The 18,285-nt window shown below is 54.7% G+C and carries 15 protein-coding genes; 5 read left to right on the top strand and 10 right to left on the bottom strand.

What is annotated here, in order from left to right; translation table 11 throughout:
• Window positions 1–3: 3 nt before the first annotated feature.
• Complete coding sequence (locus tag ACOBR2_RS09745) at window positions 4–1,329, bottom strand: TolC family protein (protein WP_420239826.1); 1,326 nt, start codon at window positions 1,327–1,329, stop codon at window positions 4–6.
• A 249-nt stretch (window positions 1,330–1,578) separates the two neighbouring features.
• On the bottom strand, window positions 1,579–2,079 hold the full coding sequence (locus ACOBR2_RS09740) for an SDR family NAD(P)-dependent oxidoreductase (protein WP_420239825.1): 501 nt from the start codon (window positions 2,077–2,079) through the stop codon (window positions 1,579–1,581).
• 82 nt (window positions 2,080–2,161) lie between these two features.
• On the opposite strand from ACOBR2_RS09740, the gene ACOBR2_RS09735 reads away from it, so the two are divergent.
• The gene (locus tag ACOBR2_RS09735) at window positions 2,162–2,608 is read left to right on the top strand and encodes a winged helix-turn-helix transcriptional regulator (protein ID WP_420236159.1); all 447 of its coding nucleotides are present in this window, start codon (window positions 2,162–2,164) and stop codon (window positions 2,606–2,608) included.
• A gap of 25 nt (window positions 2,609–2,633) precedes the next feature.
• Here ACOBR2_RS09735 and ACOBR2_RS09730 read toward each other — a convergent pair whose 3' ends face one another.
• From ACOBR2_RS09730 to ACOBR2_RS09710, 5 genes are all read right to left on the bottom strand, one after another.
• Window positions 2,634–3,098, bottom strand: a complete 465-nt coding sequence (locus ACOBR2_RS09730) for a hypothetical protein (protein ID WP_420239824.1) — start codon at window positions 3,096–3,098, stop codon at window positions 2,634–2,636.
• The gene (locus ACOBR2_RS09725) at window positions 3,095–3,727 is read right to left on the bottom strand and encodes a DUF2239 family protein (RefSeq protein ID WP_420239823.1); all 633 of its coding nucleotides are present in this window, start codon (window positions 3,725–3,727) and stop codon (window positions 3,095–3,097) included. Before ACOBR2_RS09725 ends, ACOBR2_RS09730 begins: the two co-directional genes overlap by 4 nt.
• A gap of 159 nt (window positions 3,728–3,886) precedes the next feature.
• Window positions 3,887–6,028: a glycoside hydrolase family 3 C-terminal domain-containing protein gene (locus tag ACOBR2_RS09720; RefSeq protein WP_420239822.1), complete on the bottom strand. Its 2,142-nt coding sequence runs from the start codon at window positions 6,026–6,028 to the stop codon at window positions 3,887–3,889.
• A 141-nt stretch (window positions 6,029–6,169) separates the two neighbouring features.
• A complete protein-coding gene (locus tag ACOBR2_RS09715) occupies window positions 6,170–8,218 on the bottom strand; it encodes a beta-galactosidase (protein WP_420239821.1) in 2,049 nt (682 codons plus the stop codon).
• Between the two features lie 38 nt (window positions 8,219–8,256).
• Window positions 8,257–9,735 carry a GH39 family glycosyl hydrolase gene (locus tag ACOBR2_RS09710; protein WP_420239820.1) on the bottom strand — a complete coding sequence of 493 codons (1,479 nt, stop codon included), beginning with the start codon at window positions 9,733–9,735 and terminating at the stop codon, window positions 8,257–8,259.
• A gap of 606 nt (window positions 9,736–10,341) precedes the next feature.
• Between ACOBR2_RS09710 and ACOBR2_RS09705 the strand changes: the two genes are divergently transcribed.
• The 3 genes from ACOBR2_RS09705 to ACOBR2_RS09695 all read left to right on the top strand — a co-directional run bounded on the left by ACOBR2_RS09705 (window position 10,342) and on the right by ACOBR2_RS09695 (window position 15,010).
• Window positions 10,342–11,631 carry a hypothetical protein gene (locus ACOBR2_RS09705; protein WP_420239819.1) on the top strand — a complete coding sequence of 430 codons (1,290 nt, stop codon included), beginning with the start codon at window positions 10,342–10,344 and terminating at the stop codon, window positions 11,629–11,631.
• Between the two features lie 354 nt (window positions 11,632–11,985).
• On the top strand, window positions 11,986–13,083 hold the full coding sequence (ychF, locus tag ACOBR2_RS09700; RefSeq protein ID WP_420239818.1) for a redox-regulated ATPase YchF: 1,098 nt from the start codon (window positions 11,986–11,988) through the stop codon (window positions 13,081–13,083).
• Between the two features lie 91 nt (window positions 13,084–13,174).
• Window positions 13,175–15,010: a MutS-related protein gene (locus ACOBR2_RS09695; protein WP_420239817.1), complete on the top strand. Its 1,836-nt coding sequence runs from the start codon at window positions 13,175–13,177 to the stop codon at window positions 15,008–15,010.
• Between the two features lie 97 nt (window positions 15,011–15,107).
• Here ACOBR2_RS09695 and ACOBR2_RS09690 read toward each other — a convergent pair whose 3' ends face one another.
• Window positions 15,108–15,491 (bottom strand): CBU_0592 family membrane protein, encoded by a 384-nt coding sequence (locus ACOBR2_RS09690; protein WP_420239816.1) that lies wholly within the window; start codon window positions 15,489–15,491, stop codon window positions 15,108–15,110.
• A gap of 23 nt (window positions 15,492–15,514) precedes the next feature.
• Between ACOBR2_RS09690 and ACOBR2_RS09685 the strand changes: the two genes are divergently transcribed.
• Complete coding sequence (locus ACOBR2_RS09685; protein WP_420239815.1) at window positions 15,515–16,507, top strand: threonine dehydratase; 993 nt, start codon at window positions 15,515–15,517, stop codon at window positions 16,505–16,507.
• Window positions 16,508–16,524: 17 nt separating this feature from the next.
• On the opposite strand, the gene ACOBR2_RS09680 is transcribed toward ACOBR2_RS09685, so the two are convergent.
• Together ACOBR2_RS09680 and ACOBR2_RS09675 are read right to left on the bottom strand one after the other, a co-directional pair.
• Window positions 16,525–16,815, bottom strand: a complete 291-nt coding sequence (locus ACOBR2_RS09680) for a YciI family protein (protein ID WP_420239814.1) — start codon at window positions 16,813–16,815, stop codon at window positions 16,525–16,527.
• A 191-nt stretch (window positions 16,816–17,006) separates the two neighbouring features.
• Window positions 17,007–18,047: a dihydrodipicolinate synthase family protein gene (locus ACOBR2_RS09675; protein ID WP_420239813.1), complete on the bottom strand. Its 1,041-nt coding sequence runs from the start codon at window positions 18,045–18,047 to the stop codon at window positions 17,007–17,009.
• Window positions 18,048–18,285: the final 238 nt, after the last annotated feature.

Here is an 18,285-nt window from a genome sequence, read left to right as displayed (position 1 = left end):
GAGTCACATCTTTCCGGTAAGAGTCTGTAGATTTGCGAACGCCATGCAATAGCGAACGCGGCCATCTTCGCGGCTATTTTCAGCAACAACAAGAGCCGACTGGGCATCGACTACTTCCAGTACGGTGGCTTCGCCTCCCGTATAGCGCATACGGGTCAGTCGCAGACTTTCCTCTGCCGTGCTTACGCTGCTATCGAGTGAGGCAAGCTGGTGCTGAGCAACAGAAGCTTCCGCATAAGCTTCATTGAGCCGTGCAATCAACTGCCTCTGCGTCGCACTGAGCGCAACACGGGCAACATCGCGCCGGATCTCGCTTTGCTTGATCTTGTGCTGTGTAGAGAGCCAATCCCAAACAGGAAGATCAACGCTCATGCCCACGGAGTAACCAAGATTGCGTGTCTGATTGGATCCATTCACGGCGAATTGTGGAGCATCAATTCCATAGGTGTAATTGATGCCTATGGTCGGCAGATACGCGCTGCGTGCAGTAAGCACATCCGCGTTGCTCTGGGCGACAAGAGCCAGTGCGCTCTTCATTTCAGGATTGTTTTTTGCCGCAGCCTGCTCGATTTCCGTGCGACTGGAGAGCACAGGAAATACCTCTTCCGCCAGACGGTATGGCGTCGTGGGATCGGGGAAGAGAAGAACACCAAGTTGCAGACGGGCATTCTCCGCCGCCAGACCAGCATCCTCCAGTTCGCGCGCGCGCTGCTGCTCGTCAAGCTGAGCTTTCACCACATCCGCATGTGCGGCTTCGCGCGCTTGTTCGCGCTTTTGCGTTAGATTCAGGAAGTCTGCAGCTTCATCGTGCGCTCGCTTGGCAATAGCAGCATGCTCCACAGTTGCCAATTCTCCAAAGAACATGTCTGTAATGGTTGCTACCAACCCGCGGTGGGCAATCTCCTGTTCGGCTGCGGCCTGTATGGCCGCGGCATCTATCTTGCGTAGATCACCAAGAAGCCCCAGGCTGAAGGATTCATTCACAATGCCTTGGCTGATGTACTCGCGCACGTCATTACTGGCGGCAAAACGGGGAGAAGAGTCCGAAACGACAGTATGCGAAGATGAGCGAATCGGCTGTGTATAGACGCCCTGGTTATGAAAATTTACGGTAGGAAGCAGCGTTGCACGTGCAATATTGCGGTCCAGTTTTGCCAGGTGGCTGGCTGCCGTTGCCGCAGCATACGAAGGCTCGTTGACTTCAGCGCGATGAATTACCTCGTCCAGCGTCAGAACAAGCTCAGGCTCTCCAGAAGCCTGTCCGTAAATGCTTCTGGATGTGAGACAAATGAGTGCAGCTAGAAATGCCACAGGCCTGGTAAATCTCATGCAATTGATTCTATGCGCGCAACCTTAAGAAAGAGTGAAGGTGTTTGTTTCTTTTAACCAGTGAGAAAGCACGTTGAATGCGGTAAGAAGGAGACAGGTTCGGCGAAATTGCAGCACGTGCTGGAGAAGATGGCAGACTTGCCCATCACCCGCATCCTCGATCTTCTGCCTTGGAACTTCACCGCACCTCAGACAGATCTCGGATCACCTCAAGTGCCGCGTAAAAATATGTAGACACTTGAGATGCCCCTATCGAAGTTGATGGCGCAGAGAAATCGACCACGAGTGGATGGCTGCCTTGGTTGCGCAGTAAGTTGGGGTGAACGCCAGACCTGAAGATACATTGATAACCGTGGCCTGTGCCTGCTGCTTCAGGTGCGGCAGCAATGCGGCCGTCAGCTGCAGCGGCGCGGTGAAGTTGGTTGCGATGGTGGCGTCGATCACTGAAGGATCGGGGGCGTTGAGCAGATCTTCCGTCTGCATGATGCCTGCCATGTTCAGCAGCACGTTTAGAGAGGGAAACTTCGACGTGATTTCCGCAGCGAAGCTCTTCAGCTTGGCCGGGTCCTGAACGTCGAGAATTTCGAAGGCCATGCCGGGGTTTGCAGCGACAACCGCTTCCAGGACATTCTTGCGGCGTCCCGCGATGATGACCTTGTTGCCGAGTTTGTGGAAGGCTTCGGCGAGACCGCGACCGATGCCAGATCCGCCGCCAGTGATCAGGATGGTGTTGTTTCCCTTGGGATTCATTGCTATTGACTCCTTCTTTGCTTACTATAGGAGAGTGACGCTCTGAAAGGAAGAGCGCACTTCTTGGTTTGATACTCACTAAATGGTTAGAAATGCGAAAAATCGGGTTAAAACTGTGACAAATAATTCTGCGGAGCTGCGTTTTCAATCCGTGGACGGTGCCGTGTCCTCTCCAGAGATCGACAGGCTGGTCGAGGAGATTATCGGCCGCATCGCAGACAAGTGGACAATGCTCCTACTGGAGGCGTTGGCGCAGAACGGTGTTGTTCGCTTCAGTGAGTTGGCAAAACTGGTCAGCGGCATCAGCCAGAAGATGCTGACGCAAACGCTACGCCAGATGGAGGCGGACGGATTCGTCACGCGCACGGTGTATGCTGTTGTTCCACCGCGCGTGGAGTATGCATTGACGCCTTTGGGAGAAAGTCTCGGCGCGGCCTTTTGTGGTGTGTGGGAATGGGCAGAGACGAACTACGCAGAGTTGGAGCGACAGCGGGCAGCGTACCGGAAACGGATGGGGATAGAGAGTTGACTACACCCTCCATCCTGTCATCATTCTATGTCAATCTCAGAAACAAACGCCGCAACCTTTTCGAAGCTTCCGCAGCTTCGATCCTGAAAAACATTTCGTTGGATTGGAAACACCTGCTACTATCCGTTAAAGCAGTTTTGGATTGGTCAGGGCAAGTGGTCCAGGCCGAAAGGGCATCTTGAATGGCCTCCGCCGCGTGCGCGTCTTCACAAGCGCAAGATTCATCCTCAGGACCGATCAGGTAACGGCCGCCCGCGCCAAGAAACAGCATCTCGCCTCCGCTCGCCGGCAGAAACGGCAGCGTGTGGGCGATGTACCGGTCGTAGGCTGCAGCGCCACTGATCGGCGCAGACGGAGCCAGTTCCGGATGAGCCGAGTAATCTGCCACCTTGCGAAAGCGCAGCAGATTGAGCATGACAACCGGCCCTTCGAACGCTCGTTGCATCAACATGCGCCCGGTTTCCTGCGTCGGTTCAAGATACGATCTCATGCGCTTTCTCCCCTGCGACAAGCCAATCGTTCGGCATAGGCGCGAATGCCGTCCGGCCACGAAGCCGTTCTCGCGGCAAACTGATTCCAGTCGCTGGCAAAAAGCGCGCGCGTCGTCTCTTCAAATCCAGACAGGTTGCCAGCAACTGCGGACAGGAATCGATAGGCTGCTTCCTGCGCCTGCCGTTGCGAAGTCTTGCCTTGATCGGACAAGCGGGCTTCTTCCACCAGACGACGCAGAGCCGCCGACGCACCGCCCGTTTGCATGGCAAGCCACTCCCAATGACGCGGCAGCAACGTGACTTCGCGCGCAACGACGCCGAGGCGGGGACGGCCGGGCTTCTGGGCCGGTGAGCAGGCGCTACTCTTCCTCGCTGCCCGCGCTGCGGTAACTTGTTGGCGAGCACGCTCGGCAAGGCGCGCGACGATCTCAGCGGTACTTCCGAGCAGATCCAGATCGACGACCTCGCCACTGGCATCGTCGAAAACGAGCAGCGGAAGAACGGCAGGCTGCGCTTCAAAAGCCTTGACGGCGAGGGCAACATCGACGAGAGCTCCGGCAGCAACCTGCTCGAATCCACAAAAGGCAGTACACGGCTTGGCGAGAAAGGCAGAGGTATCGGTCTTCATAGACAAGTTAATTATATCCGTATAATATTAATTATGGCGGTAAATGGAGCAGTCCATAGCTTTACCGGACAATCCTACCCATACCGCTGCCCTCCTACGAACCAATCCTGCCGGGTGCCTCCTCAAGGTCCAGAGTTTGGGCCGGGAAAACCAACTGCGCTACGGCTTGTACTCTCTGGCAGCCTCGATCTGGAGAAGCGCCTGGACCGGCAACTTATCACTTGATCCACCGGCGAGTACGCGTACCTGCTCTTTTTCGATACGCCATGTGTGCCGCGCTGAGTCCCAATAAGCAAGATCATGCGGATTGAGTTCGAGGACAACGTTCTTTTCTGCGCCTGGCTCAATGTTGACCCGCTCAAAGCCCTTGAGCTCAAGTTGCGGACGCTCGACGGCAGAGCCAAGGTGCTGCACATACATCTGCACCACTTCGTCGCTAGAGCGCGTGCCGGTATTTTTGACCTTCACAGTGACCGCGATCTTGCCTTCAGCGTTTGTGCTGGACGCGCTTAGGCTCAAGCTTTCATACACAAAACTGGTGTAGCTGAGACCGTAACCGAAAGCGTAGAGCGGTTTTTCTTTCGCATACATGTAGGTGCGGCCGTGACGAATATCGTAATCCATCATGGGCTGCAACTGCGCGTCATCCGCGGGCCAAGTCTGATTCAAACGACCGGCTGGCGAGTAGTTGCCGAAGAGCACGTCAGCAAGTCCGTGGCCTTCTTCTTCGCTGTTATGGGTGATGTGCACAATGGCAGGAAGGTTGTGCTGGCTCCAGGAAATCGCGTATGGAAAGCCAGAGCGAAGCACTTCAACGGTATGCGGATTGACGGCAAATATCTTCTTTACCAGTTCTTCCTGTTCTAGAACGATTGTCTTGCGATCCACGTCCTCTTTACCGTTTGAAGGAATGGGACACTGATCCCATTCGGCGTTACAAGTAGGATGGTTGCCGACCACAACAATAGCAATATCTGCCTTGCGCGCCAGAACCTGCGCCTCAGCTAAATTGGAGCCGTCGGTATAGATTACCTTCGCCCCTTTCGCGGCTTCCTCAATGCCCTGCACAATGCTCACGTTGTATGGAGGCGTACCGCTATACCAGTCATAGAGGACCTCATTCGTCCATGGACCGATGACGGCGATAACTTTGAGTTTCTCGCGATTCAAGGGGAGCATGTCGTTCTCGTTTTTGAGAAGAACAATCGATTCGTCCGTTGCCTGACGCGCAAGTTCCCTGCTTGAAGCGCGATCCCACGGAGGAAGCATGCCATTCGTCTGGCGGCCAATCTTCGCATAGGGATCGGCTCCGTCAGGGTCCATCTCACCCAGCCGAAGATGGAGGCGAAGCATGTTCTTGAGCGAAGCGTCCATATCAGCTTCTGTCAGCAGGCCGTCCTTGAGAGCTTTCGTCAAATCAGGTTTGTACTCATCAAGGAATCGATTGATGCCTGCCTTGACCGCTGCCGCTGATCCGTGTTCCTTGTCGGGGAAGCTCTTGTGGTCTGTAACAAGCAAGCCGAGAGCACCACCGTCGGTGCAGATGATGCCGTCATTGCCCCATTCCGTGACCATGACGTCCTTAAGAACGGGATGAATCATCATGGGCGTACCATTCCAGGAGTTATATGCGGCCATTACGGCACGGGAGCCACCTTGCTCAAATCCCATACGGAACGGGACTGAGTAATACTCTCGGAAGAGGCGCTCATCAAAATCGGACGAAGTATAGGAACGGCCGTTCTCGTTTTCGTTGGCCAGGAAGTGCTTCATGAGAGAGGCAGCCTGCCAGTGCTTGGGATTGGGCCCCTGCAATCCGTGAATGAAGGCGACCGCCATCGTGCCAACCAGGTATGGATCCTCGCCCATCGACTCTTCCGTGCGTCCCCAGCGTGGATCGCGGCTTAGGTCGACGTTGGGGGCGCGCATCACGATTCCGCCAAAGTCGAAGACAGGATTCTGGTAGTAATAGCGGCCCTCCTCCCCTTCGAGCGCGCCAATCTTCTTCATCAGCACGGTGTCCCAAGTCTCGCCCAGTCCCTTCTCCTGAGGGAAGGTCGTGGTGGGCAAGGGCTGGCGTCCGCGCGGCCCCCACTGCCCCGGGCCGCCCAGCGCGAGACCGTGCAGTCCTTCAGTTTCGTCCGAAAACACAAGTTTCAGACGAGGGATTTTAGAATGGCCACCCATAAGCTCGACCTTTTCATCGAGCGTCAGACGCTTCAGTAAATCGGCAATGCGCTCATCATCACTTAACTTGGGATCAAGGAACGGATAATCCGTCTGAGCGCTTGCTTTGAGCACGAACAGAGCAGATACCAAAAAGAAAGATAGAAGCGATTTTCTACACCCACTTTGCCACATGACTTACTCCCATCCCCAATCCCAAGAGCGTAAGTTAACGCGCAGGAAAGGGATTAACCATTTGGATGGCACACCGCAGTTCTATTCCACAAGATCGACTTGGTATGGGCCGAGCTTCATATTGCCATCGTAAGACTGGTGTGAGATAACGCCATGCGCATTCACACCGACTGCAACATCCTTCTCTTCCTCTGTCGTATTCACATAGAGAGTGCGGCCATCGACGACTCTTGCGTAAACTCCCTCGGGAGTCTTCGGGCCCGGCTGAATGTCCGCAACCTTGTAGAGATAGTTCATGAGTGGTCCGATTGCAGAAGGATTCGATTCCGTCGCCAGATAGATGGCTTTGCCTTTGCCAAATTTATTGATGGTGAGAGCGGGAGCCGGGGTGCTGGTATTTGTGAAACGCGCAACCACCGTGGCCGTGGACGGCTCAAGCACTTCATAGTGATGGACGGTGGTTTCGATTGAGTCCCCATCCAACTGAAATTTCAATTTGGCCGGAATATCGTAAAACGCATTTGTCTTCAATCCAAAAACGTCGCTCAAGCGGCCGGGCAAAGGCGTATCAAACCACTGTCCATGTTCGTCAACTTTCGCTGAGAATGCCGTCATCAGGACCGTGCCTCCCCCGCTCACGTAATTCCGAAGAGCTTTCGCTGAGTCGGCATCCATCACATAATCGGCTGGCACAACAACCAGCTTGTAGGACGAGAGTCTGTCGTGCCCAATGTTGATGATGGCCGTGTCGATATTCGCGCGAAAGAACGGCTCGAAGGCACCTTGTACCTGCTCCGTATACGAAGTTTTGAAGTATTGAAGCGTCGTACTGGAAGGACCATTCGGGTGTGAATCAACGAGTGAATCGAAGGAATATGCAATGGCGACTTCGGGGTGCGTGTAGCGCGGAAATCCGAATTGCGAAAGCTGACGGAACTCGGCTGCAATGCGCGCGAATTCATCAACCTTCCATGAGGGCGTGCCATCGTGGTCTACCAGCCCAAAGAGTGCCTGCTCCTCACCGCCAAGGTGACTGTTGAACGTCCACGCAAGCAGTCCTTGCGCTCCCAGCATGAGTCCCAGGTGCGCATACATCCGGCTGCGGCCCGGCTCTCCATACCATCCTCCACCGCCCGCGGTGAACTCGTTGAACCAGATAGGCGTGTTCAGATCGCCTTTCGTCATTACTGCGGCAAACGCGCCACCGACTGGGTCGCCTGGGTAGAATCCCTCGGCACCATAGGACACATATGCCTTGTACGTCGCAAGATAATCAAAGCCTCGCCTTGGCGCGTAATCCCACAAATTGGAAATCGACGGAAGCTCCGGCATGTTGCGGTGGCGAATCGCATCGAGTTCCTTGAGTCGCGCAACCGTAACATCCGACCAATAGCGATGAAGATCCAAGTAGCGCTCGGAAGGCCCGGGGCCGTCCGCGAGGGGTAGATCCACGTCCTCGAAGCCATTCAACCGGCGTGACCATCGCTGTGTCGCCCATGCCTTATTCAGATCTTCGACGGTTCCATACTTATTTTTAAGCCATGTGATGAATCGTTGCCGATCGGTTTCTGAATACGACATAAAGCCGTTGCCAATCTCATTGTTGTAGCCAATAGCAATCACGGCTGGGTGATGCGCGTAGTGTTTCGTCAGTGCATCCGCCATAATGCCAAGTTCATGCACATAACCCGGATCGCTGATGTCATCCATATAGCGCTCTGCGGGAGGCAGACGGACGCCATTCTGGCTGACGATATCGACACCAGGGTACGCGCGATGCAGCCATATCGGTGCAGGTGAGCCAGGGATATCCAGAATCACCCGAATACCGTTGGCCTGCATCTTGTCCATAATCTTGTCAAACCACGCAAAGTCAAACTTTCCTTGCGACGGCTCGAATGAGTCCCAAGAAAGATCGCCCATGCGTACAACGTTGAACCCGGCCCCCTTCATGATGGCAATATCACGATCGATCTGTTCAGGCGTACGGTCGATCGGCTGATAGCAAGCACCGACGAAGAGTTGCCCTGGACCGGGCCAGTTTGGATGAGCAGTATCCTTCTGCGCAGCAGACGTAACGCTCAACGCACCCAGGAGGATAAGAGGTAGCACAAACTTTCTGAGTGACATAACACCTCCCTTTTGGCGGTTTGCTGAATGACGACCGTTCAATTTCCCCCCTGACGGCGTTTCAGTTTGACTAGCACAACATCATTGCTCTTCATCGGCACAGTAAAGTCGATTGCGCCAGCCGGTCCACTTTGCAATATCTTGTCCGTCTCCGGAAGATCCCGCGTAAGTTCGTTCAGGTGCGCGATCTGCGCCGCGGTCAGTTCCTTGGGAGAGCCCATCTCAATGTAAGCCGTATAGGCATCGTTTGCGTTATAGCCTGTCCGGCTCACTTCAAGCCGATACGCCGCGCTGGGAACCAGATGCGTGAGATGTAACTCCACCGTCGCCGCCGGATGCGCTGGAATGACCCGCGTGTAGAAGGATCGATTGCTCATCTGCTGATCCGGCTGTTCGAAATCCCAGATCACAGCGCTCACATCCCCGTCTTTTGTGGATAACATCGCCTGAGGATCGCTCGTTGCCAGGTTTTTTCCTTGCAAGGCGTGAAGGTATTTGTATGCGAAGTATGCAGGCTTGCGAATCCCCTGAGGATTCAGCAGGCCGAATCCACCCTGAAATGGAGCTGTCGGCGGACCTGGTTCTTCAAAGATGTCGGTATAGGTCCAGTAACTCATGCCCTGCGCCAGTCCCTGACAGGCTTTCAGCTTGGTCAGGATGTAGGGTGCACTAATGTACGAATCATGCACGGAGTCACGCGGCGTGTAACTTGTGCTCCATTCGGAAAAATACAGCGGAAGGCCCGGAAACGGCGAGGCCGAAATTTGTTCGCGAACACGGCGCACGTCTCCCACGATTGCGTCCGGCGACGGATCTAGCTTGGTATCGGACTTCCCTTCTTCATCAAGAAAACCGCCGTTAACACCATAGGTATGTGTCGTAACGAAGTCAACGCTGGCACCGCTCTGCTTCACGTGTGCCAGAAACTCGGGAACCCATGCAGCTCCGGCAGTGCTTGGTCCTCCTACTCGCAAAACGGGGTCAATGGACTTGATGGTTTTCGCGGTCAAATCATAGAGGTCGAAGTAGGCTTTCTGATCCGCGCCTTCCCAGAAACCAGATAGATTGGGCTCGTTCCACACTTCGAAATACCACGTGCGCACTTCGTCTCTTCCATAACGTTCTTCGATGTGCCGAATGAACGCATCGATTAGATTGTGCCAGGCCTCTGGTTTCGGGTGCGATGTGTTGCCGTGCCAGTAGAAAACGCTGTTCTCCGAGGTAGCAAGCGCCTGTGGCGTGAAACCAAGTTCGACAAACGGCCGAATATGCCGGGCTAGCAAGCCGTCATAGAGTTGGTCGATCTTCGACCAGTTGTAGACGGTCTTTCCATCTTCGATGCGTACCGTTCCCAACACATCATGAAAGATCGCATGAAAACGGATATAGCGAAAACCGAGTTCGTCCACCGCAAGCTTCAGTTGCGCCTGACTGTCATCGCGAATCAACGTGCCAGGAAAATCGGACCCAACGGACAAATCGAAGAAGTGATCTACCGGACCCGACGAGCTATTCATGTCCACAAGAAGAATCCGAGGTGGGGCCTGTTTCGATTGGGCATTGATGGAAGCCACAGAAGAGATTGCCAAGGAAGCAAGGGCCAAAAATAGGATCGGCCGAAAAACTGAGCTAGACATTAGGTCGCATTTCCTCCTGAGAAGCAGATAGATTCAAGTGAGAGGAACCATGATAGCCGCAAAACGCCTTATCGCACTTGTGTTCAAGTGAGGTTTATAATCGAAACGATTAATTCTGCCTACGTACCGAACGATATGTTTCAGTAACGCCAGCCGTACGGCACTCCTAAGTTATTGAATCTATGATTATTTTTTGAATGCTCCCGGTGGCAGGTAACGGGCAGGTATTGAGCTGGCAGGAAGGGAAATACAATCGATTTTTCAATGTACGGGAGACCGGAAATAGGCGAAAAGTGATGCTTTTCACCTCACCGAAGGGCGTTAAATGAAAACGTTATCCAATGAAAAGACGTTCTTCGGAGGTGCTTGTATCGCTTCCCAGCGCCAGTTGTCTACGATGACTCGAACAACCATAGACATTCGAGCCACAGTGGACAATGGGCCGTGCAATCGCAGACACTCACATTCGAGGAAGGAATTTGGGGCATGAATCTCCAGGAATCAGGGCAAGAGGTGGCACAATTTCCTGATCCAAGCGGGAATCGACATGCCGACATCCTGAGCCAATTGGAGCAAATCAAGATCAGCCGCGCATTTTGCAATAGTGCCCGCTCCAAGGAATTCCTCTCGTATGTTGTCGAACAGGTTCTTGCCGGTCGCGCCGAGAATTTGAAAGAGCGTTCGATTGGGGTTGACCTGTTTCATCGTGCCCCGTCCTACGATACCGGCGACGATCCGATTGTTCGAGTCAAAGCTGGTGAGGTCAGAAGACGGCTGGCGGAATACTATGCGGCGGAAGAACAAGCACCCGAGCTTCAAATTGAGCTTCCGGTCGGCTCTTACATTCCTATATTCCACTGGAGAACCGGGCTGCCTGCTCCTGCTCCAGAGATTGAAGTGGTGGAACTTCCGCCGCCCCCTCCCACGCAGTTGGGGAAGTGTAAGATTATAGGATTTGCAGCAGCTCTTGCGATTGCAGGAATTGCCGCAATGCTCGTCATCCGTGCGTATTCCCACCATCCTTCAGCCTTGGATCTATTCTGGGGACCGCTTTCCGAAACACAGCAGCCTATCCTGATTTGCGTGCCCTCCCCGGTAACCTATGCTGTGAACTCCGATCTGTTTCCAAAATCACCTGCGGCACAAACGGGGATCTACGATTCCATCATGAAGCGCAACGCAACACCGCTCCAGTTGAACTCCAACACTTCAATACCGTGGAAAGAAATTACTCCCCTCGTCGATTTCTATGTAAATAAGGACGACGCATACGTCGCGAATGAACTCTCTGCGTTCTTTGCGAGAGAACGCAGACCAAGTCAAGTCCGGTTCGGAAGGGACTACACATACGAAGACCTTCGGAGTTCGCCCGCCATTCTGATTGGGGCTTACAACAATCCGTGGACGGGGCGTATCATGTCTGACCTTCCGATTGGCTTTCGCGAAAACGGAGAAGTTCTGTGGATTGAGGACCGAACAAAGCCAGGTCAGGTATGGAAAAACGGCATGGAAGGCCGTCTGGGCACAAAGGACTTCGCCATCGTTGCTCGACTGATGAATTCAAAAACTGGACAATTCCTGCTCATTGTCAGCGGCATCGGCATGGTAGGGACAAAAGCTGCTGGTCAGCTTATCTCTCACGAACAGGATTTGGAAAAAGCCCTCAGCACAGCGCCGCGTGGTTGGGAACGGAAGAACCTCGAAATCGTCCTTGAGACCGACATCGTCGATGGATCTCCTTCGCCGCCCCGTGCCGTTGCTATAAAGGTATGGTAATCGGAAACTCTTGGATGCCGGGAATCTTGTTCGAACTCGCCGCATTTCAAATCGATCAGGGAACCTCTGAACAAGCCCCTGAAAAACGCCCGCAAGATTAGCGGTCCAGATAAGTCCGCGATCAGGTTCTTGCATATCACGCAAGATTGGCAAGAAATTAAGTTCGCACTTTCGAGCAACCTTTGCCTCTTTGGCTGGGTCTGCCGCTTTCAGGCATAATAGTAGAGGACGTTCGAGCCAGGCGCAGCGGCGGCATTCGCCCCGCTTCCCGCGGACAATCCCCTGCAACCAAAGGCCTTCGAGGCTCTGGAAGGTGGCAGGCACCGTGCGTCCCCAGCAAAGGATTCGTTTTCAATGGCACTGAACTGCGGAATTGTCGGTCTGCCCAACGTGGGCAAAAGCACCATCTTCAACGCCCTGACGGCGGCTAAGGCCCAGGCGGCCAACTATCCCTTCTGCACCATCGACCCCAACGTGGGCGTGGTTTCGGTGCCGGATAAGCGCATGGACCGCATCACCGAGTTCGTCAAGCCGAACCGAACCGTGCCCACGACGATGGAGTTCATCGACATTGCCGGTCTGGTGGAAGGTGCAAGCAAGGGCGAAGGCCTGGGCAACCAGTTCCTCGGTCACATTCGTTCGACCGATGCCATCTGCCACGTGGTGCGCTGCTTTGCCGACGATAATGTGATCCACGTAGCCGGCGGCGTCAATCCGCTGCACGACATGGAAGTGATTAACACCGAGCTGCTGCTGGCCGACATGGATAGCGTGGAAAAACGCTTTACGAAGGCGGAAAAGGCAGCCAAAAATACCAGCGACTCCCGGATCAAGGCCGAGTACGAGGCGCTGAAGAAGCTGCGTGAGGCACTCGACGCTGGCCGTCCGGCCCGCACCGTCGAGCTGGCCGATGAGGAGCTGATTGCTTCCCGCGAGCTCTTCCTGATCACCGCCAAGCCAGTGCTCTACGTGGCCAACGTGGACGAAGCCGGTCTGAAGAACGGCAACGAATGGACGACGGCGCTGGAAAAGCGTGCGGCCGAAGAAGGCGCTGAAGTGGTACGCATCTGCGGCGCGCTGGAATCTGAGATTGCCCTGCTGGAGCCTGCCGAGCGCGCCGAATTTCTGGCCGATATGGGCTTGGAAGAGCCGGGCCTGAATCGCCTGATCCATCAGGCCTACAAGCTGCTGGGCCTGCATACCTACTTTACGGCGGGCGTGCAGGAAGTGCGTGCCTGGACGATTCCGGTGGGAGCCAAGGCTCCGCAGGCTGCCGGTGTCATCCACTCCGACTTTGAGCGTGGTTTCATCCGCGCCGACGCCTACCACTGCGAAGACCTCTTCAAGTACGGCAGCGAGCAGGCCGTGAAGGAAAAGGGCCTCTACCGCTCCGAAGGTAAGGAATACACCGTCAAGGACGGCGACATTCTCTTCTTCAAGTTCAACGTGTAGGCAGAAAATTTAAGTATTTGATTCCAAGGACCGTTCGGGGAGATCCGGATGGGCCTTCTTGTTGTCGTACACAAATAGATTGCTGCTAAGATTGTCTGGAAATCGTTCGCAACGCCCATCTTCCAGCTTCGAAGATGCAAGGAGCCTTGAAATCGAATCTCCGCATACGGCTTATACGCAGAAATTACAAGAAAATCTCCATCTTGCCGCGATGCTGCGTCGCCGAGACAAAGCTTTTGGATTCACCAAACTACTCCTTGGCGCTGGGGGAATCTTTTTCTCCCTGCGCTATCTCCATGCTCCTCGTCTGAGCATCCTGATTCTGGCAATGGTTGCAGCCTTCGCCGTCCTGGTCGTCCTGCATGAGCGGGTGATTCAGGCAATGCGGAAGACGAATGCCCTGATTGACTTTTATCAGCGCGGAATTGCACGTCTGGAGAATCGCTGGGCAGGCACGGGAGAAGACGGTGCACACTACATGCAGGACTCCCACCCCTACGCGCGGGATCTTGACCTGTTTGGAACGGGCTCCATGTTTGAGTTGCTTTGCACCTTTCGCACCCGTGCTGGACAAGATCAACTGGCGCGTTGGTTGCTTGAGCCTGCTGCGCCCGACGAAGTGAAATTCCGCCAGGATGCGGTCAAGGATTTACAACAGCGCATTGAGTTCCGAGAAAAGCTTTTTACTGCGGGGAATAAAGTTCAATGCGGAGTTCGTCCCAAGTTATTGACCGCATGGGCGGAACAGGAGCTTTTCTCGCATCCGAACAGGACCGCCGGCATCGCCATTTTCTTTGCCTCACTGTGGCTGGCCAGCCTCGCTTGCTCGATTACACTTCATTCCTACCTGCCGATTTTATTGCTCTCAGTCATCAACCTGCCATTGAGTCATCATTTCCAGAAGCGCCTGGATCCATTGATGACGATGACAGAGGAATCCACTACCGATCTTGTTTTATTGGTCTCTGTTTTACGAATTCTGGAAGAGTCAGAGTTCGAATCCACTCGATTGCGCCAGCTGCGTGACTCACTGATGCTTCACGGAATACAGGCCTCCGTTGCGATCAAACGTTTGGAGCGAATCGTGCGCTATCAGGAGCAACGTCGGAATCCGCTGGTTCGGGTGCTCAATTCTTTTCTCTTCTATGCGGTGCTATGCACACTGAAGACCGAATCCTGGCGAAAAAGCTATGGCTCGCTCCTTGGCGTCTGGCTTGCGGCTGTAGGTGAGATTGAAACACTTACCGCCCTATCCTGCTATGCCTATGAACATCCCAGCCACGTATGGCCACAGTTCTGCGAGAAGGCACCCTGGTTTGAAGCTGAAAAGCTTGCACATCCCCTGCTTCCTGACGGACAGGCCGTCGAGAACGACGTTAAGCTTGGCGAGGAGCTGCGGTTGATGCTGCTGAGTGGTCCGAATATGTCGGGAAAAAGCACGTTTATGCGCGGCATTGGCCTTAACGTAGTGCTTGCGCAGTGTGGCGCGCCGGTTCGAGCGAAAAGTTTGCGCTTATCCCGTCTTGCAGTCGGGGCATCGATCTGTGTGCTTGACTCTCTGCAAGGGGGCATTTCGCGTTTTTATGCCGAGATTAAGCGCCTCAAGATGATTGCGGACATGACAGAAGGCTCTGTTCCAGTACTTTTCTTGCTCGACGAGCTTCTCTCAGGAACAAATTCAGAGGACCGGCGGGAGGGTGCTGAAATGCTCGTACAGCAATTGGTCCGTCATAGTGCTCTTGGGTTGGTAACAACGCATGATCTGGCCCTAACCCGGATTCCTGAAAACATGCAGGGGGCAGCGAAGAATTTTCATTTTGAGGACCACTTGGAGAATGGAATGTTGCAATTTGATTTCAAGCTGAAGGAAGGAATTGTTCAGAGCAGCAACGCTCTACGACTCATGCAGTCGATTGGACTCTTCTAGGCGGCTTTTCTGTTGTCTTACTAAAATATATCGCCTGAATCCCGCCCCCCCGTCGCCTTCCCTGCTCTTCCTTTCCTTGGAAGCCTGCGCGGAAAGCCTATCCTTGTTCTGCTTTCTTTGCCTCGGGGGCTGGTGCGAAGAAAAGGAATCCCCGTATCAGCGCGCCAACGCCAACCGCAATCCAGATCAGATTTACACTGACCGAGGGCCATGCATGATGCCAGGCAGAGTTCGCTGCCAGCATAACGCTCCCCAGCAGATTCAAGCTCTGAAATGCTGTACCCCGCGCTGATATTTTTTCAAACGAAACCATTGCGGAAGCGCAGATCAGCACAAAACCGCCTATCCAGCCGCAAACCTCCATTGTCAGTGAAAACACGGTTAATCTCTCCTCTATCTGGCAAAGCCCTTTGATATGCCCGGCGAAAACTGTACCAGCTTCTCTCATTGCCACTGCTACAGTTATCGTCTGCAAGGCCACCCCGCGGCAAGTACACTCAACGCATGCAGCTTCCTTCGCTTGCCCAAATCCTCGATGCGCAGACTGTGGTCTACCGTGCCATGCCCCCTACGCCGCAATTCAGTTGGCCGCTCCTCAATCAGCGCCTGAGTGCAGAGGTCTGGATCAAACACGAGAATCATTCTCCGGTGGGGGCTTTTAAACTGCGCGGAGCCTTGGTCTATATTGATTGGCTCAAGCAGACCGAACCCGGTTTGACAGGCGTGGTAGCTGCCACACGAGGCAATCACGGCCAGGGAGTTGGTATGGCCGCGCGACTTGCTGGCCTACGCGCTGTTATTGTTGTCCCTCACGGCAATAGCCGTGAGAAGAATCGCGCCATGCTTGCGCAAGGAGTTGAGCTGATCGAGCACGGTCTGGATTTTCAGGAATCCATGGAATATGCCCGTGGAGTTGCCGCTGACCGTGGTTTCGCGATGGTTGATTCTTTTCACGAGCGGCTGGTGATGGGCACGGCAACCTACGCGCGAGAGTTTTTTGAGGCGACACCGCCGCTCGACGTTGTGTATGTACCCATCGGCCTCGGTTCCTCCATTTGCGGCATCGCAGCGGCGCGGAATGCTCTGGGGCTGAAATGCCAGATCGTCGGCGTGGTCGCGGCCAAGTCGCCCGCCTACGCACTCAGTATGAGGGAACGGAAAATCGTGGTGGCGGCCTCACACACGGTGATCGCCGATGGTCTTGCCTGCAGCACGCCCAACTCGCTGGCAATGGAGGTTATCTGGAAGAATGTGAACCGGATCATTGAGGTCTCAGACGCCGAGATTGCATCGGCCATGCGCGCCTACTATCAGGACACACACAATCTGGCCGAAGGAGCTGGAGCCGCGGCCTTGGCGGGAGCGATTCAGGAAATGCGCGTCCATGAAGGCAAGCGCATCGGCATAATTCTCACCGGGGGCAATGTGGATATGGATTTATACAAGCAGATACTCGCCGATCACTCGGACGATGGTTGCCAAATTCATAAAAGATAGAGAAGGATTCGCCTTTCCTACCCCCGAAACAGATTTTCCGTACCCGGGGCAAGTTTTACGGCCTCAAACTCGATGATCTCGTAGGTGGCTACGTTAGCCTTGGCGAAGGGATCCTCGGCGATCAGCGCTTCCACTTCTTCCCTTTTGATTCCACGGGCCAGAAGCACGCCGCCGGTGCGGGGATTGCGAGGGCCGGAAGCCAGCAGATTGCCGTTGACGTAATGCTGATCGAGAAATAAGCGATGCGCGGCCAGATGCTTCTCGATTACTTCTAGCGGCTGTGTGTAGTTCAACAAAACAATGTACATCTTCACTACTCCTCCTGAGCGACCGCAGGGAGTCGAAGGATCTGCGGTTGCTTTTTGCCCCTGCACCATGAATTTTGGCTTCAAAGATACATCAATTTCCGCGAAAGATCCTTGAAGAACAACCGCAGATCTTTCGACTCCGTTTGGCCCAAAAACCGGCCAAACTCCGTTCAAGATGACAGATCAATTCACTAACAGCGGATCTCGGCAAGCAGTTGCTCGATTTCGGCTCTCACTTCGGCTGTGGGTGGCTGCAAAGGCAAGCGCGGATAGCCGCCGAAGAAGCCGTTAAAGTCGCCCGCGTATTTGACGGCACCCAGCCCCAGCTCGCCCACAATGCGTTTGTTTACAGCAGCGATGCGCTCCTGCTTGGCCCGGGCAAGCTTTGGATCGTGATCGCGCCAGGCCTGGAAAATCTCATGGCAGGCTTCGGGAGCGAAGCTGGCAAAGGCCAGAACGCCGCCGACAGCACCGGCTTCCAGCGCATCCAGAAAGATGGAGGCCGAGCCACAGAGCACCTGAAAACCGACTTCCTTGGTGCGCGTCTTCAGTTCGGGATAAACCTGAGCGGGCGCAGCGGATTCGGTTGCGCCGATGGTGACCAGAGCAGGCTCCGCTGAAGGCTTGGGGGCAAGCATGCGGCCCGTCACGGGCGCAAAAACATTGGTGACGGCAAAGCTGCGCCGGCGGGCCGACTGCGTAGCTGCCACCAAGGCGCGGATGCGCTCGATGGAGCCGCTCGAATCCTTGATGCCAAGGATGTTGGGATGATCGGCTAGTTCGGCAACGACTTCCACCGGCAGCTCTACCGGAGCGTTTTGCGGAGTGTGGTAGAGAACGATCGGCAGCGGCGAACGGTCTGCCACGCAGCGGAAGTAGTGGGCTGCGGCTTCGGGCCTGCGCTGGGCAGGATAGTAGGCGGGTGGACGAACCAGAACCGCGTCGTAGTTGGCTTTGGCTGCCACTTCCGCCAGTTCCAGCGTGGAGCGGACGCTCTCGCGGCCGACTCCGGCGATCAGCACTTTTTCGTCCGCGGTGGCTGCTGAGGCCACACGGAGCACCTCGGCTGATTCAGCGTCGCTCAGGTGGGCGGCCTCGCCGGTTGAGCCCAGCAACAGCATGCCGGAGACAAGGCTACGCGAGAGGCGGGCCAGATTGGCTTCCAGCTTGCGATAGTAGACGCGCTCGTCCGGATAGAACGGCGTGGTGACGGCGGTTGTAATTCCTTCCATCCACATATGCACTCTATTGTAGAGTGCTTATCTCCGCAACGAACAGCAGGAAAGATTGCGGCCCCAGGGGATTGCATTTGATAATACGAAAGGTTTCTTCAGATCGACTATCCTGCATCTAATGATCGCGTACACTCAGATTCAACCTAAGAGTGTCGAGAACCGGAAGATTCCTGGCTCAGAAGCAAAAAGCAACCGCAGATCTTTCGACTCCGTTTGGCCAAAAACGGCCAAACTG

It is taken from the genome of Telmatobacter bradus (assembly GCF_048629425.1).
Lineage (GTDB): Bacteria > Acidobacteriota > Terriglobia > Terriglobales > Acidobacteriaceae > Telmatobacter > Telmatobacter bradus.
Note: the sequence above shows the minus strand (reverse complement) of the source record. Positions and strands in the feature narration are given on the sequence as shown.